The organism is Hansschlegelia sp. KR7-227 (assembly GCF_049446035.1).
Lineage (GTDB): Bacteria > Pseudomonadota > Alphaproteobacteria > Rhizobiales > Methylopilaceae > Methylopila.
In genome coordinates, this window is record NZ_JBMSEA010000001.1 from 2,197,981 (window position 1) to 2,220,297 (window position 22,317).

Sequence of the window (22,317 nt, forward strand, 5' to 3'; positions counted from 1 at the left end):
TGATCGCTCCGGAGCGTCAGCTCATGCCGAGCGCCTGCATGTAGAGCTCGAGGATCGCCTCCTCCTCCTGGCGCTCGTTCTTGTCCTTCTTGCGCAGGCGGATGATCGTGCGCACGGCCTTGGTGTCGAAGCCGCGGCCCTTGAGCTCGGCCATGACCTCCTTGATGTCGCCCATCAGGCCGGCCTTCTCCTCCTCCAGGCGCTCGATCCGCTCGACGAACTGCTTCAGCTCCTCGGCGGCGACGCCCGAGGAGGCGATGTCCGCGCTCGGGTTCGGCTGATAGGCGCTCATAGTGTCTCCCGTGACGTTCGTTCGAAATGGATCAGATCCGCAGGCGCGGTCGGCGCGCCGGCGGTCGAGTGGGATGGGGACGTGACGACCCGTCGAGGGCTCAGCTTAAGACTGGGCGCGGCGGCCCGGCGCCCGGAGCGTCCGGTTCGCAGAAGCCGTCGAGTCCGTCAAGCGCGCGAGCGGGCGCCTCGCCTCAGTGCGGCCGGCGGGCCGCGAACGCCGCCTGCTGGTCGGGCGTCGCCTCGCTCTGATGGCGCGCCTTCCACTCCTCATAGGGCATGCCGTAGACCGCCTCGCGCGCCTGCTCTTTGGTGAGGGCGAGGCCGCGGGCGTCGGCCGCGTCCTTCAGCCAGTTGGACAGGCAGTTGCGGCAGAAGTTCGCGAGATTCATGAGGTCGATGTTCTGCACGTCGGGGCGGTCCCGGAGGTGCTGGACGAGTCGGCGGAAGGCCGCCGCCTCGAGTTCGACGGTGGCGGCCTCGTCGATGCCGGGCAGAGTGGTCATGAGCTGGTCCTCGCTGCGAAACGCACGCCGGCGCGCGTGCCGAAATGGGTGATGTGGGCGGTGTCCGGGCGCTCCAGCAATGGCGGGATCAGGCGGACGAAGCGCTCGGCCCACTCGGCCTGGCCGGCCTCGTCCGCGATCAGGTCCTGCCGGATCTCGACCAGCACGTGCGGGAATCCGCGGCCGGTGGCGTGGCGGTTCAAGGTGTCGCCGATCAGCGCGCCGTCATAGGGCTCGTTGTCGCCGACCGAGATGTCGCCTTCAGCGCGGAGCGCCTCGAGCAGCGGGATGGCGAGCCGGCCGTCGAGGTCCCAGAGCAGGCCGACATGCCAGGGCCGCGCGATGGTCTTCCAGAACGCCGTGAAGCTGTGCATCGAGACGATCACGGGCGTGTCGCCGGCGTCGACGATGGCGTCGAGCCGCGCCGAGATCGCGTCGTGATACGGCCGGTGGTAGAGGCGCACCCGGCGCTGCACCTCGTCGGCGTCGACCCGCGCGTTGCCCGGCACCACGGCGCCGTCCGACAGGCGCATGACGAGCGTGGGGTCGTCCTCCCCCCGATTCGGGTCGACGACGAGGCGGGACACGGTGGAGAGCAGCGCGTGGGCGCCCAGCGCCCTCGCCGCCCGAAGCGTCACGCCGCGCATCCCGATGTCATAGGCGATGTGGCGTTCGAACTCCGACGGCGGCAGCCCGAGATCGCCGAGCTCCGCCGGCACGCGGTTCGAGGCATGGTCGCACAGCAGGACAAGACGCGAGCCGGGCGCGCCTTCGACGGTCTCGAACGGCGGAATGTCGGCCAAGGATCAGCCTTTCGTCGCGGCGGGAATGGGTCGCATCTGATCGACCGCGGCACAATAGTGACGCCATGGCGACGATGCCATAGGAAGGGCGGCGCGGCCCGGACGGCCCTGCGGATCCGTTCCTGGTCGGCGACGCCCTGAGGGCGATCCGCGCCCGCCGACCGCCCGTCACGCTTCTCGGCATCTCAATCGCGGCGGCGCGCCGCTGTTCCGGAGCCACGATCATGACCCCCGACGAGCGCCGTACGCTGCTGCGCCGCGCCTTCGACGCCGGCGTCGCCGCAGCCCATCCCGCGATCTGCATTCCGCCGCATCTGCCGGCGCCGCCGAAGGGCCGGGTGATCGTGCTCGCCGCGGGCAAAGGCGGCGGCGCGTGCGCCGAGGTCGCGGAGAGGTTCTACCGCGAGACCCATGGTCTCGGGCCGGACCGCCTGACCGGCCTCGCCGTCACCCGCCACGGGCATGCGCGGCCGACCGACTACGTCAAGGTCGTCGAGGCCGGCCACCCCGTGCCGGACGCCGCTGGCCTGCAGGGCGCCGCCGACACGATCCGGCTCGCCGAGGAGGCCGGACCGGACGACCTCGTGGTGGCGCTGATCACCGGCGGCGGCTCGGCGAACTGGGTGTCGCCGGCCGACGGGCTCGACCTCGCCGTCAAGCAGGCGACGACCAAGGCGCTGCTGCGCTCGGGCGCGCCGATCGACGCGATCAACACGGTCCGCAAGCACCTGTCCAAGATCAAGGGCGGCCGGCTCGCCCGCGCGGCGCATCCGGCGAAGCTCGTCACGCTCGCGATCTCCGACGTGCCGCGCGACGACCCCTCCGTGATCGCCTCCGGCCCGACCGTGCCGGACCCCTCGACGCTCGAGGACGCGGTGGCGGCGCTCGCGCGCTACAAGGTCACGCCTCACCCCGACGTGGCGAAGGCGCTCGCCGATCCCGCCAATGAAAGCCCGAAGCCCGGCGACGCAGCCTTCGACGGCGCGATCTTCGCGGTCGTGTCCCGACCCGCCGACGCGCTTGCGGCCGCGATCGCCGTGCTGGAGGCGGCGGGCGTCGAGGTGCGGATCGTCGGCGCCGATCTCGAAGGCGAGGCGCGCGAGGTCGCGGCGGATCACGCGGCGATCGCCCGCGGGCTGACCGGGCTGACCCGGCCGGTCGCGCTGATCTCGGGCGGCGAACTCACCGTCACGATCACCGGCGAAGGCGGCCGCGGCGGTCCGAACCAGGAATACGCGCTGGCGCTCGCGCGCGACCTCGCAGACCTCGGGGGCTGGGCGGCGCTCGCCGGCGACACCGACGGCGCGGACGGCGGCGGCGGCTCGCCGGACGATCCCGCCGGCGCCATGGTCGATCCCGGCACGCTGGCGCGGGCGCGCGCCAAAGGCCTCGACCCCGCCACGTTTCTTCAGAACAACGACAGCACGGGATTCTTCGAAGCGACTGGCGACGGACTCATGACCGGACCGACCTGCACCAACGTCAACGATCTCAGGATCGTGCTCGTTGACATATCAGACGACGCCACGCACAAGTCCGCCTGACGAGATCCTGTGCGCTCCGTCCCGCGTCGCATGATGATTCGAAGCTCCCCCGACCGTCGCGTCCGCTTACGGCTCGGCGCCTGCGTCGCGCTCGCCGCGTTCGCCGGGCTGACGGCGCCGGCGTTCGCCGACTTCCGGCTCTGCAACAAGACCGGCAGCCGCGTCGGCGTCTCCGTCGGCTACAAGGAGCGCGAAGCATGGTCGACGGAAGGATGGTGGAACGTCTCCGCCAATTCGTGCGAGACCCTGCTCCGCGGACCGCTGTCGGCGCGATTTTATTATGTCTACGCGATCGACTACGACCGCGGCGGAGAATGGAACGGCAAGGCCTATATGTGCACGCGTGAGAAAGAGTTCACGATCAGAGGCATCGAAGACTGCCTGGCGCGCGGCTACGACCGCTCGGGCTTCTTCGAAATCGACACGGGCGAGCAGCGCAGCTGGACCGTGCAGCTGACGGAGCCAGGGGCGCGGCCGGCCGGCGCGCCGGATGCGTCGCCCACGGGCGCGTCTTCGGTCCCCGCTCCTCGGCCGGTCCCGGCCCAGCCGTCCGCGGCGGTCCGATGAGGCGTCTCCGCAAGGTCAAGATCGTCGCCACGCTCGGTCCTTCGTCTTCGACGCCCGAGATGGTCGCCAAGCTGTTTCACGCCGGCGCCGACGTCTTCCGCATCAATATGAGCCACACCAGCCATGAGCGGCTGCGCGAGCTCGTGGGCACGATCCGCTGGATCGAGAAGCGCGTCGGCCGGCCGATCGGCATTCTCGTCGACCTGCAGGGGCCGAAGCTCAGGCTCGGCCGGTTCGCCGAAGGCGCGGTCATGCTGGAGAAGGGGCAGGAGTTCACGCTCGACGCGGATCCGACGCCCGGCGACAAGATGCGCGTGCACCTGCCGCATCCGGAAATCCTGGAGGCGCTGGAGCCCGGCCACCATTTGCTGCTGGACGACGGCAAGGTCCGCCTGGTCGCCAAGAGCTCGACGCCGACCGAAACCGTCACCGAGGTGCTCGTCGGCGGCCGCATGTCCGACCGCAAGGGCGTCAGCCTGCCGGACACGCTGATCAAGACCTCCGCGATGACGGAGAAGGACCACGCCGACCTCGACGCCGCCCTCGACGTCGGGTGCGAGTGGATCGCGCTCAGCTTCGTGCAGCGGCCGGAGGACATCATCGAGGCGCGCGACATCATCGACGGCCGCGCTCACATCATGACCAAGATCGAGAAGCCGCAGGCGATGAACCGGCTGAGCGAGATCATCGCGCTCAGCGACGCGGTCATGGTGGCGCGCGGCGACCTCGGGGTCGAGATGCCGCTCGAAAAGGTGCCGGGCCTCCAGAAGCAGATGACCCGCGCCTGCCGCCGCGCCGGCAAACCGGTCATCGTCGCGACCCAGATGCTGGAATCGATGATCACCCAGCCGATGCCGACCCGCGCCGAGACCTCCGACGTCGCGACCGCGGTGTTCGAGGGCGCCGACGCCATCATGCTGTCGGCGGAGTCGGCCGCCGGCTCCTATCCGACCGAGGCGGTCGCGATGATGGATTCGATCGCCCGCAGCGTCGAAAGCGACCCCTATTACCGCAGCATCATCGACGCCCAGCGCGCCGAGCCGGAGGCGACCGGCGCCGACGCGATCTCGGCCGCCGCGCGCCAGATCGCCGAGACGCTCGACCTCTCCGCCATCATCTGCTGGACGTTCGGCGGCACGACCGGACGCCGCGCCGCGCGCGAGCGCTCGAAGACGCCGATCATCGCGCTGACGCCCAATCTCGACACCAGCCGGCGGCTGACGCTGACCTGGGGCGTGCACTCGATCCTGACGACCGACGCCTACGACCTCGACGACATGGTCGACCGCGCCTGCGACTTCGCCAAGGAGTCCGGCTACGCGATGGGCGGCGACCGCGTGATCGTCTCGGCCGGCGTGCCGCTGCGCACCCCGGGCGCGACCAACATGCTGCGCATCGCCTTCATCAAGACCGAAGGCAAGGGCGCCGACATCGCCCGGCGGTAAGCCCCCCGGTTCCGACCCCTCCTCGCCGCACGCCGCGGCGGGACGGCGACGGCCGCGCCCTGTCGCGACGACCGCTCGCCCCTGGGGCTCGTGACCCCAGGGCGAAAGCCGCCCTCTCCTGTCTGCGCGCGACGACCCACTCTCCGAACGTCGGACCGTAGCGGCCGGCTTGACGCGCCGTGCCTCGCCGCGGGCCGCCGCGTCGCCGCCCGCCGTCAGCCTCGCCGCAGCGCGCCCTGCATGACGCGACGGGCGACGCTCTGCGGCGCGAGGCCGAGCAGGCGATCGCAGTCCTCGGCCGACATCGCCTCGCCGAAGGCGTAGCCCTGCGCGTAGGCGCAGCCGAGATGGTAGAGGGCGACGGCGTCGGAATCCGCTTCCACCCCTTCCGCGACCAGCTCCATGCCGAGGTCGTGGGCGAGCCTGACGATCGACTTCAGGATCGCCGGCCGCTCCCCGCCTCCCCGCGGCCGGACGAAGGTGCGGTCGACCTTCAGCAGGTCGAACGGGAAGCGCTGGAGATAAGCGAGACTTGAATGGCCGGTGCCGAAGCCGTCGAGCGACAGGCCGACGCCGAGCTCCCGGAGCCGCGTCAGCATCTGCGCGGCGTGCTCGGGATTGTCCATGACGAGGCTTTCGGTCAGCTCGATCTTGAGCGTGCCCGCGGGCAGATGGGCGCGCGCGAGGACGTTCTTGACGTCCTGGACCAGATCCTGCCGCAGGAACTGCTTGCTCGAGACGTTGACCGACAGGAACAACGGCGGCTCGCCCGGCACCCGCGCCTGCCATTGCGCGAGCTGGCGCGCGCCCTCGTCGAGCGCGAACATGCCGAGGTCGACGATCAGGCCGCTTTCCTCGGCGATCGCGAGGAACTCGGCCGGCGGCCGGCGGCCGTAGCGCGGATGCTCCCAGCGCAGCAGCGCCTCGAACCCCGCGATCGAGCGGTCGTCGAGGCGCACGATCGGCTGGTAGTGGACCCTGATCTCGTTCTTCTCGAGCGCGCGGTTGAGCTCGCCCGCGACCAGCAGCCGATCGGTGGTCGCCGCCCGCATCGTCGGCTTGAACACCTCGATGTGGTCGCCGCCGAAGCGCTTGGCGTGATACATCGCGACCTCGGCGTTGCGCGTCATGTCCTCCGCCGACGCGCCGCCGCCGTCGGACAAAGCGAGCCCGATCGAGGCGGTGACGAAGATCTCCTTTGAGCCGAACACGATCGGCGCGCGCAGCGTGCGCTTCAGCGCGTCGGCGAATTCGATGATCGCGTCACTTTCGCGCTCCGACACCAGCAGCACGCCGAACTGGTCTCCGCCGATGCGCGCCAGCGTGTCCTGCGGCTTCAGCAGCCGCGACAGCCGCCGCACCACGGTGATGAGGATCGTGTCGCCGGTGGTGACGCCGACCGCGTCGTGGAGCTTCTTGTAGCGATCGATGTCGAGCACCATCACCGTCGGCCTCAGGCCCGTCTCGCCCTGGGCGAAGACCAGGGCCGCGTCGAGGCGATCGATGAACAGCTCCCGGTTGGGCAGCCCGGTGAGATTGTCCTGCACCGCATTCTGAAGGAGGCGCTCTTCGGTGGTCTTGGCGGCGTTGACGTCGAGAAGCGTGCCGACGCAGCGCACCACCTCACCGTCGGCGCCGACCACCGGGCGCGCCCTGAGCTGGAACCAGAGGTAGTGGCCGTCGGGTCCGCGCAGGCGGAAGGTTTCGACCAGCCGCCCGCGGCGCTCGTCGAGCATGGTGTCGAGGGCGGCGCGGAATCGGTCGCGGTCGTTGGGATGGACCACTTCGAGCCAGGCGGCGGCGGGGCCTTCCAGCGCGCCGCGCCTGAGGCCGAGGCCCTGTTCGAGCTCGTGGCTCGCATGCACGCGGTCGCCGTCGACGTCCCAGTCCCAGACGAAGTCGCCGGCGCCCGTCACCGCAAGCGCGCGCCGCTCGATGTCGGAGCCCAGCCCCTGCGCCACGGCGCCGCCCGAGAAGGCGTGCTGCATCACCGTGAAGCCGATCAGCAGGACGATCAGCACGAGGCCGCCGACGAGCGCCGGCGCCGCGAGCTCGTTCGCAAGCGCGCCGCTCACGGCGGCGCCCGCCGCCGCGACCCATGCGACCAGCAGCAGCCAGGTCGGCGCCAGCATGACGGCGCGGTCGTAGCCCTTGGCCGCGAGCCATAGCACGATGCCCAGGCCAATCACCGCGACGCCGACCAGCGACAGGCGCGCGATGCCCGCGGCGACCGGCGCGTCATAGGCCGCAAGCCACACCAGCGCGAGCAGGAAGACGAGCCACGCGCCCATGACGTGGGCGTAGCGCACATGCCAGCGGTTGAGGTTGAGATAGGCGAACAGGAAGACGAGCAGGGTCGCCGCGAAGGACGCCTCGCTACCGGCCCGCAACATCCGCTGCGCGTCCGGCGGGAGGTCGAGGACGCGCCGCCAGAACTCGAAGTCGACGCCGAGATAGAACAGCACGGCCCAGGCCAGGGCCGCGGCGGCCGGAAACATCACGCTGCCCTTCACCACGAACAGGATCGTGAGGATCAGCGCGAGCAGGCCCGCGATGCCGAGCATGATGCCGCGGTAGAGCGTGAAGGAGTTGACCTTGTCCTTGTAGGCGTCGGGCTGCCACAGCGTGAGCTGGAGCAGACGGGGCGCGGACAGTTCGACGACGTAGGTGACGGTGGCGCCCGGGTCGAGCGTCAGGCTGAAGACGTCGGCGTCGTCGGCGCGCTGGCGTTCGGGCCGGATGCCCTGGCTCGCGGTGACGTTGCGGATGCGCGGCTCGCCCAGGTCCGGCCACACCGCCCCCGATCCGACGAAGCGGAACTGCGGCGAAACGAGCAGCCTGTCGATCTGCTCGTCGCCTTCGTTCTTGAGCGTGAACACGATCCACTGCCGACCGTCGCCCGGTCTTTGCGCGCGCACCTCGATGCGGCGGATGATGCCGTCCGCGCCGGGCGTCGTCGGAACTTGGATCCGGTCCGCCTGCCCCTCCGGCCGCTCGATGGCGGGCATGAGGTCGATGGCCTGGTCGGCCGGGCGCACCGACAAGGGCTGAGCCGCCGTCGCAGGCGTGCAGCACCACAAGGCCAGCACGGCGGGGAGCAGCGCCCGACACAGGGCGCGAAGACAACGCAACGCCTCAGCTCTCCATGATGCCGGCGGGAGCCGGACGGCGTCCGGGCGACGCCCTCATATGCGACGCCGCGAACCACGCGGCGGCGCCAACTTAGCCCACGGCGTCGCTGCGCAGAAGCGCGTAGAGCAGGTGATCCTGCCAGCGCCCGTCGATGCACAGATATTCGCGGGCGTAGCCCTCCCGCACGAAGCCGGCCTTCTCCAGCAGGCGGATGGACGCGAGGTTGCGCGGCAGGCAGGCGGCCTCGACGCGTCGCAGCTTCAGCGTCTCGAAGGCGAAAGGGGCGAGCGCGCGGACGGCCGCGCTCATATGGCCTTTGCCCGCGAAGCGCTCGCCCATCCAGTAGCCGATCGAGCAGGTCTGCGAGACCCCCCGGCGGACCTGGCTGATGGTGACGCCGCCGACGAGCTGCCCGTCCTTGCGGAACACGAAGAACGGATAGGCCTGGTCGAGCTCCAGCTCCCGCACGTAGCGCTTGATCCGCCGCCGATAGGCGAGCCGCGACACGTCGTCCTGCGGCCAGGTCGGCTCCCACGGCTGCAGGAACTCCCGGCTCTGCTCGCGCAGCGCGCTCCAGGCGGGAAAGTCGGCCATCTGCGGCACCCGGAGGGTGACGCCGTCGCCGACCAGCGTCGGCGCCGTCTCCGCGGCGGTCAGCGTGCGGAAGAACGCCATCGCCGGGATCCCGCGCTCAGGCGGCGGAGGCGCGCGCGCCGAGGCGGTCGGCGAGCCGCTCGGGCGACGTCAGCTTGCGGATCGGACCGATCGCGGCGAGCGTCGGCGCCGAGGCCAGCATGGCCCGGCCGGCCGCGCGCGCGCTTTCCACGGTGACGGCGTCGATCTTCGCCACGATCTCCCCGACGTCGAGCGGACGGCCGAAGGCGAGCTGGTGGCGGGCGTGATGGTCGGCGCGCGACGAGGGCTGCTCGAGCGACATCAGCAGGCCGGCCTTCATCTGCGCCTTGGCGCGCTCGACCTCGCGCCCGTCGGCGTCCTCGGCGGCCTCCAGCAGGACGTCGATCATGACGGGGAGGATGTCGGCGGCGTCCTCCGGGCTGGTGCCGGCATAGGCGCCGAAGAGGCCGGTGTCGACGTAGCCCCAGTGGAAGGCGTGAACGGAATAGGCCAGGCCGCGCTCCTCGCGCACCTCCTGGAACAGCCGCGAGGACATGCCGCCGCCGACAAGGTTTGCGAAGACCTGCGCCGCATAGGCGTCCGGCGCGTCGAACGGGCGGCCTTCGAAGGCGAGCGCGACGTGGATCTGCTCATGGTCGCGCTTTTCCCGCCGGTCCCCGCCGACATAGGCCGCCCGCTCGGGCGTCGGGCCGTCGCCGTCGGCGAGGGCCGCGAAGCGGCGCGCCGCCTCCTCGACGACCCGGTCGTGCTCGACGGCGCCGACCGCCACGACGACCCCGGCGCGCGTGCGGTAGCCGCGGTCGCGGAAGCTGCGCAGGGCGTGGGGCCCGAGCGCGCCGACGGTCTCGGCGGTGCCGAGGATCGAGCGTCCGAGGGCCTGGCCGGGATAGGCCGCCTCCTGCAGCCAGTCGAACACCAGGTCGTCCGGCGTGTCGTCGACCGCGCCGATCTCCTGGACGATGACGTTCTGCTCGCGCTTCAGCTCCTCCGGATCGAAGGCCGGTTCGACGACGATGTCGGCGAGGATGTCGAGCGCGAGCGGCGTGTCCGCCTCCATCACCCGGGCGGAATAGCTGGTCTGCTCGACGCCGGTCGCGGCGTTGAGGTCGCCGCCGACCTGCTCGATCTCCTCGGCGATCGCCCGCGCGGAGCGGCGGGCGGTGCCCTTGAAGGCCATGTGCTCCAGAAGATGGGCGAGGCCGTGCTCGTTCTCGCCCTCCGAACGCGCGCCGGCGCCGAAGGCGACGCCGACGGCCGCGGTGCCGAGTTCCGGCATATGGTCGGTGACGACGGCGAGGCCGGACGGGAGCACCGTGAGACGGGCGCTCATGCCGCGGCGTTCCGCACGACGCGGGCGCGCTCGGCGACGAAGCGCTCCACGGCGTCGAGTTCGGCGGGCAGCCGCGACAGACGCTCCGGGGCCGTCATCAGCTCGGACAGATGCGCCGGCAGCTCGGGCCGGATCCCGGACGCAGCCTCGACCGCGTCCGGAAACTTCGCCGGATGCGCGGTGGAGAGCACCACGGTCGGCGTCGCCGGATCGAGCTCCGCCCGCTCGGCGACCGCATAGGCGACCGCTGTGTGCGGGTCGAGCAGGTAGCCCGTCTCGCGGTGGATGCGGCCGATGGTTTCGGCGACCTGCGCCTCGTCGGCTCGGCCGGCGTCGAAATCCATGCGGATCGCCGCGAGCGTCGCCGCGTCGATGGCGAAGGCGCCGGACTGGCCGAGCGACGACATGGCGCGCCGCACGGCTGCGGGATCGCGCCCTCCTGCGTCGAACAGCAGCCGCTCGAAATTGGAGGAGACCTGGATGTCCATCGACGGCGAGGTGGTCGGCTGGACGCCGCGCACCTCATAGCGCCCGGTCTCGAGCGTCCGGGCGAGGATGTCGTTCACATTGGTCGCGACCACGAGCCGGCCGATCGACAGCCCCATGCGCTTGGCGACATAGCCTGCGAAGACGTCGCCGAAATTGCCGGTCGGCACCACGAAGTCGACCGTGCGGCGGGGCGCGCCGAGCGCGATCGCGGCGACGAAGTAGTACACCGCCTGCGCCAGCACCCGCGCCCAGTTGATCGAGTTCACCCCGCCGAGCGAGAGCCGGTCGCGGAAGGCGTGGTGGTTGAACATCGCCTTGACCAGCGCCTGCGCGTCGTCGAACGAGCCGTCGATCGCGATCGCGTGGACGTTGTCGTCCGGCGCCGTCGTCATCTGCCGGCGCTGGACCTCGCTGACCTTGCCGTGCGGCATCAGGATGAAGACGTCCGCGCGGTCGCGACCGCGGAACGCCTCGATCGCCGCGCCGCCGGTGTCGCCCGACGTCGCCCCGACGATGGTGGTCCTGAGGCCCCGCTCGGCGAGCACATGATCCATGAGACGCGCGAGCAGCTGCATCGCCACGTCCTTGAAGGCGAGCGTCGGCCCGTGAAACAGCTCCAGCACGAAGCGGTTGCGGCCGGTCTGGACGAGCGGCGTCACCGCCGGATGGCGGAAGGCGGCGTAGGCCTCGTCGATCATGGCGCGGAGATCGGAACGCGCGATCGCGTCGCCCACGAAGGGAGCGATCACGGCTTCCGCGACGGCCTCATAGGGCGCGCCCGAGAGATTCGCGATGGCGTCGGCGGAGAGCGTCGGCCAATGGTCGGGCACATAGAGCCCGCCGTCGCGCGCGAGCCCCGCGAGCATCGCGTCCGCGAAGCCGAGCGTCGGCGCTTCGCCGCGGGTGGAGACGTAAGAGACGCCCATGGAGCGGCGCGGATCCTTCCAGTCGAGTCGAGGTGAAACTAGGCGCGCCGCCGTGCGCCCGCAAGCGAGGCCGCGTGTTCGCGACCCTGCGCGCGCGCTTTCGTCTGGGCCATTCGTGGCGGAGCCGTCAAGCCTCATCCGGCGAGGGCGGCTGCGCGCGAGGCCTCCCCGGGGGATGCGGCGAGAGCCTCGGCCCGCCGCGTCCCTCCTCTCCCGTCCCGGGCCGGCCGTCCTTCAGCGCGCGCCACGCGAAGGCCAGAAAGACGGCGACGAGCGCGCCGGCGAGGCCGTACCAGGTCAGCGCATATTCGAGGTGACGGTTGGGAAAGGCGATCCGCGTCTCGCCGCCCTGCGGCAGCCCGCCCGGATTGGGGGTGGCGTCGGCGTCGATCGTGAAGGGGGCGGCGTCCGCGAGGCCAAGAGCGGCTGCGATCGACGACGGGTCGCGGGCGAAGAACAGCCGCTTCGCCGGGTCGTCCGCGGGCGTGAAGAGGTTGCGGCCTTCGGGCTCGCGCAGCAGGCCGACGATCTCGACCTCGCCCTTGGGCTGGCCGTCCGGGCGCCGCGCGGGATCGGACAGTCCCTCCGGCACGAAGCCGCGGTTGACGAGGACCGTCCCGCCGCCGCTCAGGGCGAGCGGCGTCAGCACGAAATAGCCGGGTCCGCGAAACGGCCCGTGCGGGTCCGACAGATTGACGTAGACCCGCGCCTCGCGGGCATGGTCGAACGCGCCTTGGGCCCGCACCCGCCTGTAGGTCCAGGCGTCGAGGTCGAGCGCGCTCCACTCCGCTCTCGGCGGGACCGGGGCGGGATCGGCGGCCATGCGCTGCGCGACGCGGGCGACCAGCGTCTCCTTCCAGGACAGGCGTTCGAGCTGCCAGGTCCCGAGTCCGATGAGGATCGCGACGCCAATCGCGGCGGCTGCGCCGGCGCGCAGGATGCGGGACCGGGCAGAGCTCATCGGCCGTCGTTGCGATCGAGCCTGGCCTCGGCGGCGTCGTTCCGGTGCTGAAGCGCGATCAGCAGCCCTTTCAGCAGCCGCAGCAGCACGAGGCAGACGAGCACGACCACCGGCAGCGACACGACGAGGTGAAGCCAGAAGGGCGGCTCGTAGGTGAACTCGAACCAGAGCACGAAGCCGAGCGCGAGGAAGCCCGCGATCAGCATCACGAACACGGCGGGCCCGTCGCCGGAATCGGCGAAGCCGAAGTCGAGGCCGCAATTCTCGCAGGCCGGCTTCAAAGCGAGGTAGCCGTCGAACAGTCGCCCCCGACCGCAGGCCGGGCAGCGCCCCGCGAGGCCGGCGAGCGCGGCGGACGGCGCCGAAGGCGATGTCGGGTCAGGACGGTCCATCGGGTCCCCCCTCAAATGGCGGAGGCCGCCGGCGGTCGCCGGCGGCCCCCTGAGATCTGCGACGCCGCTTGCGCCGCGGTCAGTGCGCGGCGCTCCCGGCGCCCCAGACGTAGATCGCGGCGAACAGGAACAGCCAGACCACGTCGACGAAGTGCCAGTACCAGGCCGCCGCCTCGAAGCCGAAATGCTGCTTCGGCGTGAAGTGGCCCTTGTAGACCCGGGCGAGGCACACCGCGAGGAAGATGGTCCCGACGATCACGTGGAAGCCGTGGAAGCCGGTCGCCATGAAGAAGGTCGCGCCGTAGATGTTGCCGGAATAGGCGAAGGCGGCGTGGCCGTATTCATAGGCCTGGCAGAGCGAGAACAGCACGCCGAGGATCACAGTGAGCCACAGGGCCTGCTTGAGGCCCTTCCGGTCGTTGTGAAGCAGCGCGTGATGCGCCCAAGTCACCGTGGTGCCCGAGGTCAGCAGGATCAGCGTGTTGAGCAGCGGCAGATGCCAGGGATCGAAGGTCTCGATCGACTTCGGCGGCCAGACGCCGCCGGTGAACTCGGTGCGCTGGAACTGGTGGATCTCGTTCGGGAACAGCGCGACGTCGAAATAGGCCCAGAACCACGCGACGAAGAACATCACCTCCGAGGCGATGAACAGGATCATGCCGTAGCGCAGGTGGATGGCCACCACGCGGGTGTGGTCGCCGCGATGCGCCTCGTTGATGACGTCGCGCCACCAGGCGATCATGACGTAGAGCACGCCGGCGAGGCCGACGAGCGCGGCCCAGGGCGCGCCGCCCTTCATGTAGTGCACCGCGCCCACGGCGAGCACGAAGGCCGCGATCGAGCCGAGGATCGGCCAGGGGCTTGGATCCACGAGATGGTAGTCGTGTTTCTTGGCGTGAGCGTCGGCCATCAGGCTCCCCTTCCGTTTCTTCCGGACCCGACGGTCCCGTTCGCGCGATCCTCGGCCCGAGCCCGCGCGCTTTATCTCAGCTCTTCGGCCGCTCCGACACGGCGAGCGCGGCCGACTTCGGCTGCTTCACCGGAAAGAACGTGTAGGACAAGGTGATCTGCCTGATGTCGTCAAGGTCGCGGTTCTCCGCGATCGACGGATCGACGAAGAAGGCGACGGGCATGTCGATCTCCTCGCCAGGCTTCAGCGTCTGCTCGGTGAAGCAGAAGCACTGCAGTTTCGAGAAATACGCGCCGGTCTGGTTCGGCGTCACGTTGTAGCTCGCCGTGCCGGTGAGCGATTCGTCCGAGACGTTCTTCGCCTTGAACAGCGCGAGCCGGGTCTCCCCGACCTTCACCGTCATCTCGTTCGCCTCCGGCGCGAAGCGCCACTTCAGGCCAGGCGCGACATTGCCGTCGAAGCGCACCGTGATCTCGCGATCGATCGCGCCGGCCGGCGCGGCGCTCGCCACTTGCGTGGTGCCGGCGTAGCCGGTGGCGCGGCAGAACAGGTCGTAGAGCGGCACCGCGGCGTAGGCCGCGCCGATCATCGACGCGACGAGCGCGGCGCAGCCGATCGCGACCCGCCTGTGCCGGCGGCCGAGATCGGCGGGGGAGCGCTCAGCGTCCGTCATCGCCCGCCCGCTCCGTCACAGCTGCCGGTTGGCGACGTCGCCGCCCATCTTGAAGACGGTGACGAGGTAGAACAGGACGACCAGCACTGCGAGAGCGACCGCGATCGCGATGCTGCGGCCGCGCCGCCTGCGCTTCTGCTCCTCGGTGAGGACCACGCCCGTGTCACGGTCTCCGGGCTCCATGCCGTCACATCCAGCCGTCGAGCGGCGCCGTGAGCGGCGCGAGGCCGACGGCCTTCTCGATCAGCAGAGTGGCGAACAGCGCGAACAGATGGACCAGCGAGAAGCCGAACAGCTTGCCGGCGGCCTTCCGCGCCGCCTCGCCTTCGCGGACGCGGTGGACCACGATCGCGCGGCGGACGAACTCGACGCCGACGACGATCGAGACGGCGAGATAGAGCCATCCGCCAAGCCCGATGAAGGCCGGCGCGACGCCGAGCGGGCCGAGGGCGAGCGCATAGAGCAGGATCTGGCGGCGGGTCTCGTCGGGACCGGCGACGACGGGCAGCATCGGCACGCCGGCGCGCTCGTAGTCGTCGCATTTGATCAGCGCGAGCGCCCAGAAGTGCGGCGGCGTCCACATGAAGATCAGCGCCACAAGCACGGCGCTCTCGAGGCCGACCGAGCCGGTCGCCGCGGCCCAGGCGACCATCGGCGGCATGGCGCCGGCGAGGCCTCCGATTACGATGTTCTGCGGCGTCGAACGCTTCAGCCACATCGTGTAGATCACGACGTAGAAGAAGATCGTGAAGGCGAGCAGGCCGGCGGCGAGCCAGTTCGCGGTCAGGCCGAGCATCAGCACCGAGCCCACCGACAGCGTCATGCCGAAGGCGAGCGCTTCGCCCGGCGTCACCCGACCGGCCGGCACGGGCCGGGTCGCGGTGCGCGTCATGATCGCGTCGATGTCGGCGTCCCACCACATGTTGAGCGCCCCGGAAGCGCCCGCGCCGACCGCGATGCACAGCAGAGAGATCGCCATCAGCACGGGATGCAGATCGCCGGGCGCGGCCACCATGCCGGTGAGCGCCGTGACGACGACGAGCGACATCACCCGCGGCTTGAGCAACGCGAGATAGTCCTCGACGCCGGCGAGACTCGGCCCCGGAAGTGCGGCGACGGCGTCGATGCGGTCGTCGTGGATCAATGACATCGCGACAGATACGCCTTGGCTTCAATTGCGGAAGGAGGCCGCCCGCAGGCGGCGCTCCTGAACGCGCCTTCGCGCGGCGCGCGGCGTGAACCGGAGAGCGGGGCCGGGAGCTCCGCCCTCCGCACGCGTCACTTGACGCGCGGCAGGGTCTCGAACTGGTGGAACGGCGGCGGCGACGACAGCGTCCACTCGAGCGTCGTCGCGCCCTCGCCCCACGGGTTGTCGCCCGCGACGCGCTTCTTCGAGAAGGCCTCGAAGACGCCGTAGAGGAAGATCAGGACCGCGAAGGCCGAGATGTAGGAGCCGACCGACGAGACGAAGTTCCAGCCGGCGAACGCGTCCGGATAGTCCGCGTAGCGGCGCGGCATGCCGGCGAGACCGAGGAAGTGCTGCGGGAAGAACACGAGGTTCACGCCGATGAAGGTGCACCAGAAATGCGCCTTGCCGATCGTCTCGTTGTACATGTAGCCGAACATCTTCGGGAACCAGTAGTACCAGCCCGCGAAGATCGCGAACACCGCGCCGAGCGACAGCACGTAATGGAAGTGCGCGACGACGTAGTAGGTGTCCTGCAGCGAGCGGTCGATGCCGGCGTTCGACAGCACGACGCCGGTGACGCCGCCGAGCGTGAACAGGAAGATGAAGCCGATCGCCCAGATCATCGGAGTGCGGAGCGAGATCGAGCCGCCCCACATCGTCGCGATCCAGGAGAAGATCTTCACGCCGGTCGGCACCGCGATGACCATGGTCGCGAACACGAAATAGGCCTGCGTGTTCACCGAGATGCCGGTCGTGTACATGTGGTGGGCCCACACCACGAAGCCGACGACGCCGATCGCGACCATCGCGTAGGCCATGCCGAGATAGCCGAAGATCGGCTTCTTCGAGAAGGTCGAGATCACGTGGCTGATCATGCCGAAGCCCGGCAGGATCAGGATGTACACTTCCGGGTGGCCGAAGAACCAGAACAGGTGCTGGAACAGGATCGGGTCGCCGCCGCCGTCCGGGTTGAAGAAGGTGGTGCCGAAGTTGCGGTCCGTCAGCAGCATCGTGATCGCGCCGGCGAGGACCGGCAGCGACAGCAGCAGCAGGAACGCGGTGACCAGCACCGACCAGGCGAACAGCGGCATCTTGTGCAGCGTCATGCCCGGGGCGCGCATGTTGAAGATCGTGGTGATGAAGTTGATCGCGCCGAGGATCGACGAGGCGCCGGCGAGATGGAGCGCGAGGATCGCGTAATCCATCGCCGGGCCGGGCTGCCCCTTGGTCGAGTATGGCGGATAGATCGTCCAGCCGCCCGTGACGCCGTGAGACCCGGGCGCGCCGGGCACGAACATCGAGATGATCAACAGCCCGAGCGCCGGCGGCAGCAGCCAGAACGAGATGTTGTTCATGCGCGGGAACGCCATGTCCGGCGCGCCGATCATCAGCGGCACGAACCAGTTGCCGAAGCCGCCGATCATCGCGGGCATCACCATGAAGAAGATCATGATGAGGCCGTGCGCGGTCACGAAGGCGTTGAACAGGTTCTCATTGCCGAAGATCTGCATGCCCGGGGCCTGCAGCTCCATGCGCATGCCGACCGACAGCGCGCCGCCGATGATGCCGGCGACGATCGCGAACACGAGGTACATCGTGCCGATGTCCTTGTGGTTCGTCGAATAGGCGTAGCGCCGCCACCCGGTCGGGTGGTCGTGATGGGCGGGGGTCATCCCGTGAGCCGTTGAAGTGGCCATGAGGGTCGTCTCCTAAGCCTTCTTGTCGCTCGGCGGGCGGATCAGCGGGCCGCGACCGTGGTCGCGCCGGCGGCGGAGTCCGCCGCCGCCTGCTGGAGCACCTTCTTGGCGTTTTCGATGTCGCCCTTCGCGGCTTCGAGCCACTTGGCGTAGAGCTCGTCGCTCACGACCTGGATCGCGATCGGCATGTAGGCGTGCGCCTGCCCGCAGAGCTCCGAACACTGGCCGTAATAGACGCCTTCCTTCTCCGCCTTGAACCACGTCTCGTTCAGGCGCCCCGGAATGGCGTCGACCTTCACGCCGAAGGAGGGAACCGTGAAGGCGTGGATGACGTCTTCGGCGGTCACCTCGACGCGCACCACCTTGTTGATCGGCACCACCGCGACGTTGTCGACGGCGAGGCGGCGCGGCTCCTTGGAGTTCGCCTCCTGAAGCTCGTCGTCGGTCAGCATCAGCTGCGTCAGCGTCAGCGCGTTGGCGTCGGGGTAGATGACGTCCCAGTTCCACTGGCGGCCGACGACCTTGATCGTGAGATCGGCCGGCGGCGGCGAGTACTGAGCGTAAAGCAGGCGGAACGAGGGGATCGCGATCACCACCAGGATCAGCACCGGGATGATCGTCCAGGCGACCTCGAGCAAAGTGTGATGGGTCGTCTTGGACGGAACCGGGTTCGCCTTCTCGTTGAAGCGGACCACGCAGATGACGAGCAGCGCCAGCACGAACAGGGTGATGACGGTGATGATGATCAGAACGAAATTGTGGAAGTCGTGCGCCTGGCGGAACACCGGCGTCACCGCGTCCTGAAGGCCGATCTGCCACGGGGACGGCTGGCCCTGGCCCGCGACGGCGGGCGCCGCGCCCACGAACGACGCCGCAAGCGCTGCGGCCGCCAGAATCGTCCTGCGTCCGGTTGGGAACATGCTTCGCCAGCCTCTCGTCGCTTCCCGGGGCTCTCGAGGGAGAACCCGAACCCTAATCCACGTCCTGCGCGCGCTCGGACGGCGCCCGGCGCAGCGTTCTCTCTTTATGACGGCGGCGTCGGCCCGGCCACCCCGCTTGCGGATGACCGCCAAGCCTAACTGTCGACCGGGACTTGAAACCACACTGGTTAGAAAAGCTCAATGTGACCCTTCGGAGGGCTCCGTGCGGCATTTGGGCGCGAAAAAGGCGAACGGTTCCGAGATGATGGCCGAAATGAAGCCGGGCCGCCCAAGCTTGACACCACGTCGCTCTCTGTTACGCCCGAGGCCTTCGATCGGACCTTGAAGGCCCCGCCCGTGCGTTTCACACGAATCGTCTCCGCCGTCCTGGCCGTCGCCGGCGCCGCGGCTGTCGGCCTCGCGCCCCAAGCGGCGTCGGCGCAAGGCGCCGTGAAGGCCACTCACGGCGACTGGCAGATGCGGTGCGACACGCCCCCGGGCGCCCAAAGCGAGCAGTGCGCCCTCGTCCAGAGCGTCACCGCAGACGACCGCCCGAATGTCGGCCTCACCGTCATCGTGCTGAAGACCGCCGATAAGAAGAGCCGGCTGCTGCGCGTGCTCGCGCCGCTCGGCGTTCTGCTGCCGTCGGGGCTCGGCCTGCGAATCGATCAGGCCGAGGTCGGCCGCGCCGGCTTCGTGCGCTGCCTGCCGAACGGTTGCGTCGCCGAGGTCGTGCTCGAGGACCAGCTGATCAACCAGTTCAAGACCGGCAAGCAGGCGACCTTCATCATCTTCCAGACGCCCGAAGAGGGCATCGGCGTGCCGGTGTCGCTGAACGGCTTCGGCCCGGGCTTCGACGCCCTGCCCTGAGGTCGGCGCGCTCGCGGCAGGATCGCTCCTGAACCGTCGTCATGCTCCGGCTGGTCGAAAGTCCGATGGAGACGCTTCGGTCAGGACGAACCATCGTCCGACGAGCGTAGAAACGCCGTCGGGGCCAGGGGCGCGCCGCAGGCCCGCGCGACCCCCTCCGCAACCCGCCACGGCGTATCGCTCGTCCCCGTCGGCCGGCCGTCGATCGCCGTCACCGGCATCACGAGCCGCACGCTGTTGGTCGCGAACACGGCGTCGGCGACCTCGAGCTCTTCGGGCATTAGCGGCCGCTCGACCGCCCGGAATCCCAGACGGGACGCGGTCTCGAGCGCCAGGCGGCGGACGATTCCGGGCAAGACGCCCTCCGACACCGGCGGCGTCGCGACCTCGGACCCGAACACGGCGAACAGATTGGCCATCGCGGTCGAGCCCACCTTGCCGTGCGTGTTGAGCATCAGCGCGTCGTCGGCGCCCGCGCGCTTCGCCTCGTCGAAGGCGAGCACGCCGTCGAGATAGCTCAGAGTCTTGGCGCGCGAGGCCAACGATGTCGGGTTGCGGCGGACCGAGACCGTCGCGAGCCGGATCGGCGCGTTGAGCGCCTCCTTCGGAAAGGGCGACGAGGACGCCACGATCGTCGGCGTCGCGCCCTCGGGAATCGCCAGGCCGCGCGCCCCGGCGCCGCGGGTCGCCGTCAGGCGGATGACATGGTCGCCCTCCCCTGCGGCATCTGCGAGCGCGAGAACCTCCGCCTCGCAGAAGGCGCGGTCCACGGCGAGACGGATCTCCGCCGCCGCCGCGCACAATCGGTCGAGATGCGCCCCGAGCATCGCCGGCCGCCCGCCGAAGACCGCGATCGTCTCGAACAGGCCGTCGCCCAGCGTCAGGCCGCGGTCCCCGAGATCGAACGGGCCCGTCGCGCCGTCCAGGAGAACGCCATTCAGGCGGTGCATGCGCTTCGCGCCCCGGCTTCGGCGAGGAAATTCTGCAGCAGCCGGTGGCCGCCCTCGGTGAGGATCGATTCCGGGTGGAACTGGACGCCGAAGGTCGGGTGGTCGCGATGCGCGAGCGCCATGATCTCGCCCTCCTCGGACCGGCCGGTGACGGCCAGCGGTCCGTCGTAGGTCCCGTCGAGTTCGACGATCAGCGAGTGATAGCGGCCGACCGAGACCGGGTTCGGCAGGCCTTCGAACAGGCCGGTGTCGTCATGCTCGACGCGCGACGCGCGGCCGTGCAGCGGGCGGCGGGCCCTGACGACGCGGCCGCCGAAGGCCTGGCCGATCGCCTGATGGCCGAGGCAGACGCCGAGGATCGGCACGCGCCCCGAGAGCCGCGCGATCAGGTCGAGCGAGATGCCGGCCTCGTTCGGCGTGCAGGGCCCGGGCGAGATCACGATCGCCTCCGGCGCCGCGCGCTCGACGTCCTCGACCGTGACGGCGTCGTTGCGCACGACCTCGGTCGGCCGTCCGATCTCCTCGAAATAGCGGGCGACGTTGAAGACGAAGCTGTCGTAATTGTCGAGGACGAGGATCATCGCAGCCCTCCCGCCACGGCGCGGGGCAGACCGCCCTCCCCGTCCTGCGCCAGCACGCCGCCGAACGCGTCGAACACCGCGCGCGCCTTGGTCAGCGTCTCGTCATATTCGGCGGCCGGGTCGGACAGCGCGGTGATGCCGCCGCCCGCCTGAAACAGCGCCTTTCCCTTCGCGATCGTCGCCGTGCGGATCGCGATGTTGAAGTCGGCGTCGCCGGAAAAGCCGATCCAGCCGATCGAGCCGCAATAGACCCCGCGGGCGTGGCGCTCGAGCTCGGCGATGATCTCCATCGCGCGGAGCTTCGGCGCGCCGGTGATCGAGCCGCCCGGGAAGCTCGCCCGCAGCAGGTCGACGACGCCGAGGCCCGCCTTCAGGCGGCCGGTCACGACCGAGACGAGGTGATGGACCGAGGCGTAGGTCTCGAGCCCGCAGAGCTTCGGAACCTCCACCGTGCCCGGCCGACACACGCGCGACAGGTCGTTGCGCAGGAGATCGACGATCATGACGTTCTCCGCGCGATCCTTCTCCGAATCGAGCAGCGCGCGCGAAGCGGAGCCGTCGGCGTGCGGGTCGGCCCAGCGTTTCGCCGTGCCCTTGATCGGCCGCGCCTCCACCCGGTCGCCTTCGACGCTGAGGAAACGCTCCGGCGAGGACGAGCACACGGTCACGTCGCCGAACGCGAGATAGGCGGCGAAGGGCGCCGCATTGCGCGCCCGCAGGCGCCGATAGAACGCCCATGCGTCGAAATCGGCGGGCAGGTCGGCGATGAAGCGCTGCGCGACGTTGGTCTGGAAAATGTCGCCGGCCAACACGTAGTCGACGGTCTTCGCGATCGCCTCGACATAGGCGTCTCGCGTGAAGTTCGACGAGAAGACCAGCGGCGGCCGCGCGCCGCCCGCCGCCCGCGGCGGCGCGGGGCGGGACAGCAGGGCCAGAACGCCCTCCGCCCGCGCCTTCGCCCGCGCGTCGCGGGCGGCGCCCTCGGGTTCCGGCGCTCCCGTCGAGATCAGCCAGGCCTTGCCGCGCGCATGATCGCAGGCGACCACCCAGTCGTAGAGCGGAAGCACGGCGTCGGGGACCTCAAGATCGTCGATCTCGACGGCCGGCAAGCGTTCGAGCCGCCGGCCGTAGTCGTAAGACATGAAGCCCGCCGCGCCGCCCTGGAACGGAGGTAGCTCCGGACGCGCCGGCGCCCGCGACATCTCCAGCGCGCGCGTCAGCGCGGCGAGCGGGTCGCCCTCCACGGGTCGGCCGTCGAAGGTCGCGCCCCCTACGCCGTCCGCCTCCAGCACGGCGTAGGGATCGGCGGCGAGATAGGAGAAGCGGCCGAGGGCGGCATGCGGCATCGCGCTGTCGAGGAAGGCGAGATAGCGCGCTCCCGCGAGGCGCTCGGCGTGCGCTTCCATGTCGGCGTGGGGGAGTTCGTGGACCTGCATCGGCTGCGCATCACCGGAAGACGCCGCGCGGCCCCGTCGGCCGCCGCGCTTCCCCATGCAACATAAGCA

At 70.2% G+C, this 22,317-nt stretch carries 22 protein-coding genes; 4 read left to right on the forward strand and 18 right to left on the reverse strand.

Features of this window, described 5'->3' with window-relative positions; genetic code table 11:
* Window positions 1-16 precede the first annotated feature (16 nt).
* From ACO2RJ_RS10285 to ACO2RJ_RS10295, 3 genes are all read right to left on the reverse strand, one after another.
* On the reverse strand, window positions 17-292 hold the full coding sequence (locus ACO2RJ_RS10285) for a DUF2312 domain-containing protein (protein WP_423267909.1): 276 nt from the start codon (window positions 290-292) through the stop codon (window positions 17-19).
* Between the two features lie 193 nt (window positions 293-485).
* Window positions 486-797: a DUF1244 domain-containing protein gene (locus ACO2RJ_RS10290; protein WP_423267910.1), complete on the reverse strand. Its 312-nt coding sequence runs from the start codon at window positions 795-797 to the stop codon at window positions 486-488.
* Complete coding sequence (locus tag ACO2RJ_RS10295) at window positions 794-1,600, reverse strand: N-formylglutamate amidohydrolase (protein WP_423267911.1); 807 nt, start codon at window positions 1,598-1,600, stop codon at window positions 794-796. The genes ACO2RJ_RS10290 and ACO2RJ_RS10295 overlap by 4 nt, the downstream gene beginning before the upstream one ends.
* 224 nt (window positions 1,601-1,824) lie before the next feature.
* Between ACO2RJ_RS10295 and ACO2RJ_RS10300 the strand changes: the two genes are divergently transcribed.
* From ACO2RJ_RS10300 to pyk, 3 genes are read left to right on the forward strand one after another with little or no spacing between them, the layout of a single operon-like run.
* The gene (locus ACO2RJ_RS10300; RefSeq protein WP_423267912.1) at window positions 1,825-3,144 is read left to right on the forward strand and encodes a glycerate kinase type-2 family protein; all 1,320 of its coding nucleotides are present in this window, start codon (window positions 1,825-1,827) and stop codon (window positions 3,142-3,144) included.
* 33 nt (window positions 3,145-3,177) lie between these two features.
* Window positions 3,178-3,711: a DUF1036 domain-containing protein gene (locus ACO2RJ_RS10305; protein WP_423268954.1), complete on the forward strand. Its 534-nt coding sequence runs from the start codon at window positions 3,178-3,180 to the stop codon at window positions 3,709-3,711.
* The gene (pyk, locus tag ACO2RJ_RS10310) at window positions 3,708-5,156 is read left to right on the forward strand and encodes a pyruvate kinase (RefSeq protein WP_423267913.1); all 1,449 of its coding nucleotides are present in this window, start codon (window positions 3,708-3,710) and stop codon (window positions 5,154-5,156) included. Before ACO2RJ_RS10305 ends, pyk begins: the two co-directional genes overlap by 4 nt.
* A gap of 215 nt (window positions 5,157-5,371) precedes the next feature.
* Here the strand turns inward: pyk and ACO2RJ_RS10315 are convergent, their stop codons facing one another.
* The 12 genes from ACO2RJ_RS10315 to coxB form a co-directional block, all read right to left on the reverse strand.
* The gene (locus ACO2RJ_RS10315; protein ID WP_423267914.1) at window positions 5,372-8,287 is read right to left on the reverse strand and encodes an EAL domain-containing protein; all 2,916 of its coding nucleotides are present in this window, start codon (window positions 8,285-8,287) and stop codon (window positions 5,372-5,374) included.
* A 91-nt stretch (window positions 8,288-8,378) separates the two neighbouring features.
* A complete protein-coding gene (locus tag ACO2RJ_RS10320; RefSeq protein WP_423267915.1) occupies window positions 8,379-8,963 on the reverse strand; it encodes a GNAT family N-acetyltransferase in 585 nt (194 codons plus the stop codon).
* Between the two features lie 16 nt (window positions 8,964-8,979).
* The gene (locus ACO2RJ_RS10325; protein WP_423267916.1) at window positions 8,980-10,254 is read right to left on the reverse strand and encodes a M16 family metallopeptidase; all 1,275 of its coding nucleotides are present in this window, start codon (window positions 10,252-10,254) and stop codon (window positions 8,980-8,982) included.
* Window positions 10,251-11,669 (reverse strand): threonine synthase, encoded by a 1,419-nt coding sequence (gene thrC / locus ACO2RJ_RS10330; RefSeq protein WP_423267917.1) that lies wholly within the window; start codon window positions 11,667-11,669, stop codon window positions 10,251-10,253. The genes ACO2RJ_RS10325 and thrC overlap by 4 nt, the downstream gene beginning before the upstream one ends.
* A 127-nt stretch (window positions 11,670-11,796) precedes the next feature.
* The gene (locus ACO2RJ_RS10335; protein ID WP_423267918.1) at window positions 11,797-12,630 is read right to left on the reverse strand and encodes an SURF1 family protein; all 834 of its coding nucleotides are present in this window, start codon (window positions 12,628-12,630) and stop codon (window positions 11,797-11,799) included.
* Window positions 12,627-13,022, reverse strand: a complete 396-nt coding sequence (locus tag ACO2RJ_RS10340; RefSeq protein ID WP_423267919.1) for a DUF983 domain-containing protein — start codon at window positions 13,020-13,022, stop codon at window positions 12,627-12,629. The genes ACO2RJ_RS10335 and ACO2RJ_RS10340 overlap by 4 nt, the downstream gene beginning before the upstream one ends.
* A gap of 79 nt (window positions 13,023-13,101) precedes the next feature.
* The gene (locus tag ACO2RJ_RS10345; RefSeq protein ID WP_423267920.1) at window positions 13,102-13,932 is read right to left on the reverse strand and encodes a cytochrome c oxidase subunit 3; all 831 of its coding nucleotides are present in this window, start codon (window positions 13,930-13,932) and stop codon (window positions 13,102-13,104) included.
* Between the two features lie 76 nt (window positions 13,933-14,008).
* Window positions 14,009-14,605: a cytochrome c oxidase assembly protein gene (locus ACO2RJ_RS10350; RefSeq protein WP_423267921.1), complete on the reverse strand. Its 597-nt coding sequence runs from the start codon at window positions 14,603-14,605 to the stop codon at window positions 14,009-14,011.
* 15 nt (window positions 14,606-14,620) lie between these two features.
* Window positions 14,621-14,788: a hypothetical protein gene (locus tag ACO2RJ_RS10355; protein ID WP_423267922.1), complete on the reverse strand. Its 168-nt coding sequence runs from the start codon at window positions 14,786-14,788 to the stop codon at window positions 14,621-14,623.
* 4 nt (window positions 14,789-14,792) lie between these two features.
* Window positions 14,793-15,755 (reverse strand): heme o synthase, encoded by a 963-nt coding sequence (locus tag ACO2RJ_RS10360; RefSeq protein ID WP_423267923.1) that lies wholly within the window; start codon window positions 15,753-15,755, stop codon window positions 14,793-14,795.
* Between the two features lie 128 nt (window positions 15,756-15,883).
* Window positions 15,884-17,491 (reverse strand): cytochrome c oxidase subunit I, encoded by a 1,608-nt coding sequence (gene ctaD, locus ACO2RJ_RS10365; protein ID WP_423267924.1) that lies wholly within the window; start codon window positions 17,489-17,491, stop codon window positions 15,884-15,886.
* A 41-nt stretch (window positions 17,492-17,532) separates the two neighbouring features.
* Entirely contained in the window at window positions 17,533-18,411 is an 879-nt protein-coding gene (gene coxB / locus ACO2RJ_RS10370; RefSeq protein WP_423267925.1) for a cytochrome c oxidase subunit II, read from the reverse strand.
* Window positions 18,412-18,768: 357 nt separating this feature from the next.
* On the opposite strand from coxB, the gene ACO2RJ_RS10375 reads away from it, so the two are divergent.
* Window positions 18,769-19,281: an invasion associated locus B family protein gene (locus tag ACO2RJ_RS10375; protein WP_423267926.1), complete on the forward strand. Its 513-nt coding sequence runs from the start codon at window positions 18,769-18,771 to the stop codon at window positions 19,279-19,281.
* Between the two features lie 80 nt (window positions 19,282-19,361).
* Here ACO2RJ_RS10375 and ACO2RJ_RS10380 read toward each other — a convergent pair whose 3' ends face one another.
* From ACO2RJ_RS10380 to pabB, 3 genes are read right to left on the reverse strand one after another with little or no spacing between them, the layout of a single operon-like run.
* On the reverse strand, window positions 19,362-20,231 hold the full coding sequence (locus ACO2RJ_RS10380) for an aminotransferase class IV (RefSeq protein WP_423267927.1): 870 nt from the start codon (window positions 20,229-20,231) through the stop codon (window positions 19,362-19,364).
* On the reverse strand, window positions 20,219-20,812 hold the full coding sequence (locus ACO2RJ_RS10385) for an anthranilate synthase component II (protein ID WP_423267928.1): 594 nt from the start codon (window positions 20,810-20,812) through the stop codon (window positions 20,219-20,221). The genes ACO2RJ_RS10380 and ACO2RJ_RS10385 overlap by 13 nt, the downstream gene beginning before the upstream one ends.
* Window positions 20,809-22,248 (reverse strand): aminodeoxychorismate synthase component I, encoded by a 1,440-nt coding sequence (gene pabB, locus ACO2RJ_RS10390; RefSeq protein WP_423267929.1) that lies wholly within the window; start codon window positions 22,246-22,248, stop codon window positions 20,809-20,811. The genes ACO2RJ_RS10385 and pabB overlap by 4 nt, the downstream gene beginning before the upstream one ends.
* Between the last annotated feature and the right edge of the window lie 69 nt (window positions 22,249-22,317).

What these genes read in the sequence shown, in the direction of transcription:
- ACO2RJ_RS10285 (WP_423267909.1), bottom strand. Translation starts at nt 292, where the DNA reads ATGAGCGCCTATCAGCCGAACCCGAGCGCGGACATCGCCTCCTCGGGC.
- ACO2RJ_RS10290 (WP_423267910.1), bottom strand. Translation starts at nt 797, where the DNA reads ATGACCACTCTGCCCGGCATCGACGAGGCCGCCACCGTCGAACTCGAG.
- ACO2RJ_RS10300 (WP_423267912.1), top strand. Translation starts at nt 1,825, where the DNA reads ATGACCCCCGACGAGCGCCGTACGCTGCTGCGCCGCGCCTTCGACGCC.
- ACO2RJ_RS10305 (WP_423268954.1), top strand. Translation starts at nt 3,178, where the DNA reads ATGATTCGAAGCTCCCCCGACCGTCGCGTCCGCTTACGGCTCGGCGCC.
- pyk (WP_423267913.1), top strand. Translation starts at nt 3,708, where the DNA reads ATGAGGCGTCTCCGCAAGGTCAAGATCGTCGCCACGCTCGGTCCTTCG.
- ACO2RJ_RS10320 (WP_423267915.1), bottom strand. Translation starts at nt 8,963, where the DNA reads ATGGCGTTCTTCCGCACGCTGACCGCCGCGGAGACGGCGCCGACGCTG.
- ACO2RJ_RS10325 (WP_423267916.1), bottom strand. Translation starts at nt 10,254, where the DNA reads ATGAGCGCCCGTCTCACGGTGCTCCCGTCCGGCCTCGCCGTCGTCACC.
- thrC (WP_423267917.1), bottom strand. Translation starts at nt 11,669, where the DNA reads ATGGGCGTCTCTTACGTCTCCACCCGCGGCGAAGCGCCGACGCTCGGC.
- ACO2RJ_RS10335 (WP_423267918.1), bottom strand. Translation starts at nt 12,630, where the DNA reads ATGAGCTCTGCCCGGTCCCGCATCCTGCGCGCCGGCGCAGCCGCCGCG.
- ACO2RJ_RS10340 (WP_423267919.1), bottom strand. Translation starts at nt 13,022, where the DNA reads ATGGACCGTCCTGACCCGACATCGCCTTCGGCGCCGTCCGCCGCGCTC.
- ACO2RJ_RS10345 (WP_423267920.1), bottom strand. Translation starts at nt 13,932, where the DNA reads ATGGCCGACGCTCACGCCAAGAAACACGACTACCATCTCGTGGATCCA.
- ACO2RJ_RS10350 (WP_423267921.1), bottom strand. Translation starts at nt 14,605, where the DNA reads ATGACGGACGCTGAGCGCTCCCCCGCCGATCTCGGCCGCCGGCACAGG.
- ACO2RJ_RS10355 (WP_423267922.1), bottom strand. Translation starts at nt 14,788, where the DNA reads ATGGAGCCCGGAGACCGTGACACGGGCGTGGTCCTCACCGAGGAGCAG.
- ACO2RJ_RS10360 (WP_423267923.1), bottom strand. Translation starts at nt 15,755, where the DNA reads ATGTCATTGATCCACGACGACCGCATCGACGCCGTCGCCGCACTTCCG.
- ctaD (WP_423267924.1), bottom strand. Translation starts at nt 17,491, where the DNA reads ATGGCCACTTCAACGGCTCACGGGATGACCCCCGCCCATCACGACCAC.
- coxB (WP_423267925.1), bottom strand. Translation starts at nt 18,411, where the DNA reads ATGTTCCCAACCGGACGCAGGACGATTCTGGCGGCCGCAGCGCTTGCG.
- ACO2RJ_RS10380 (WP_423267927.1), bottom strand. Translation starts at nt 20,231, where the DNA reads ATGCACCGCCTGAATGGCGTTCTCCTGGACGGCGCGACGGGCCCGTTC.
- ACO2RJ_RS10385 (WP_423267928.1), bottom strand. Translation starts at nt 20,812, where the DNA reads ATGATCCTCGTCCTCGACAATTACGACAGCTTCGTCTTCAACGTCGCC.
- pabB (WP_423267929.1), bottom strand. Translation starts at nt 22,248, where the DNA reads ATGCAGGTCCACGAACTCCCCCACGCCGACATGGAAGCGCACGCCGAG.